Source organism: Halarchaeum salinum, assembly GCF_039520965.1.
Classification (GTDB): Archaea; Halobacteriota; Halobacteria; order Halobacteriales; family Halobacteriaceae; genus Halarchaeum; species Halarchaeum salinum.
On sequence record NZ_BAAABL010000106.1, the window covers coordinates 1 to 1242 of the forward strand.

Here is a 1242-nt window from a genome sequence, read left to right on the forward strand (position 1 = left end):
GAGCGTCTTCGAAGCGCTGGTGAGCGTGATCTTCGGGATAGACCGTCGCTGTCGGCGGCGGACTGCCGCCGACGCGACAGTGTCGCCACTCACAACCGCTGTCCGGACCGGTGGACAGCTACCGGAAGAACCGGTCGTCGAGTGACTGGTTCGCTGGAACAGCCCTGCGCACACCGAGCGCTGTCCAGGCCGCCCGCAGCACCATCTCACAGAACTCCGTGAACGACCAGTTCCAGAGGCGGCGTCCCCCGCGGCGGGGCGCCGCCACGTACTTCCAATGGAGATACCGCCAGCTGTTCTGGAGCAGCAGACTCACGACAAACATCACCAGCCGCAAGCCAGCGTCCTGAGAACTGGTGAACGCGAGGCTCTGCTTGGCTAATCGGTAGCTCGACTCGATGCCGAAGCGCTTGCTGTAGTGCTCTCGGGCATCCCGTGGCGTGTCGATAAACGGCGCGTCAGCGGCGTAGCCGTGACGCGCCACCCCGTGCTCATCGTATCGTCCCTGCTGGTAGACGCAGTCAATGAACACGGGGAAGGCCACCTCGCCGGCGAGATCGTGTTCGATCTCGCGGCTCCAGCCTCTGCTGAGTTCGTCTTGGATCGTCTCGCCCCACTTGACGATCGGCATCACGTAGGCGTAGTTGTGCGCGTACAGCAGTCCGAGACAGGTGCTGTTGTAGAATCCACGATCAAGGTAGACGGCCTTGACGCCGAGGTCAAGGCCGTTGAGGAGTTCAAGGAACTCAGTGAGGACATCGCTGGTGGTGTCGCCAGCGACAAGCTGGCGAACCGCCAGCGTGTACCGCTTGTTAGGCACTCGCGCGTAGAGCGTCGCATACGCGTGAAACGTCGTTGTTCCACGCTTGGCCTGTGAGAAGTACAGGGCCTCGGTTTCATCTTCGTCACCGTAGTAGGGATCGAGGTGGAGGTCTGCGCAGACCTCCACCGGTCGATCCGGAAGTGTCTCAAGCGCATCTCGTTGAAGCAGCGTGTCTCCAACCGCCTCAACCGAGTCAAGATCAAACTGATCGGTGAGATGTCCACGGACGGTATTGGCGTGCGGTGAGTCCTCGGTTGTTTCGCAGACGTGGTTGATCGAGGTCCCGCCGGCGCTGGCGCCGGCGAGGACCTCGTACAGTTTCTCCGTGGTGACTTCGACGTTCTCACCAAGATCTATCGCAAGTTCCTCGTCAAGGCTGTTGACGACAAAATTAAGCAGGTGCTCTTCCTCTATCTTGC

At 60.9% G+C, this 1242-nt stretch carries 1 protein-coding gene; it reads right to left on the minus strand.

Annotated elements, in window-relative coordinates; translation table 11 throughout:
• Nucleotides 1-118 precede the first annotated feature (118 nt).
• A partial coding sequence (locus ABDZ36_RS14745; protein ID WP_343749385.1) for an ISH3-like element ISH20A family transposase occupies nt 119-1242 on the minus strand: 1124 nt, incomplete at its 5' end.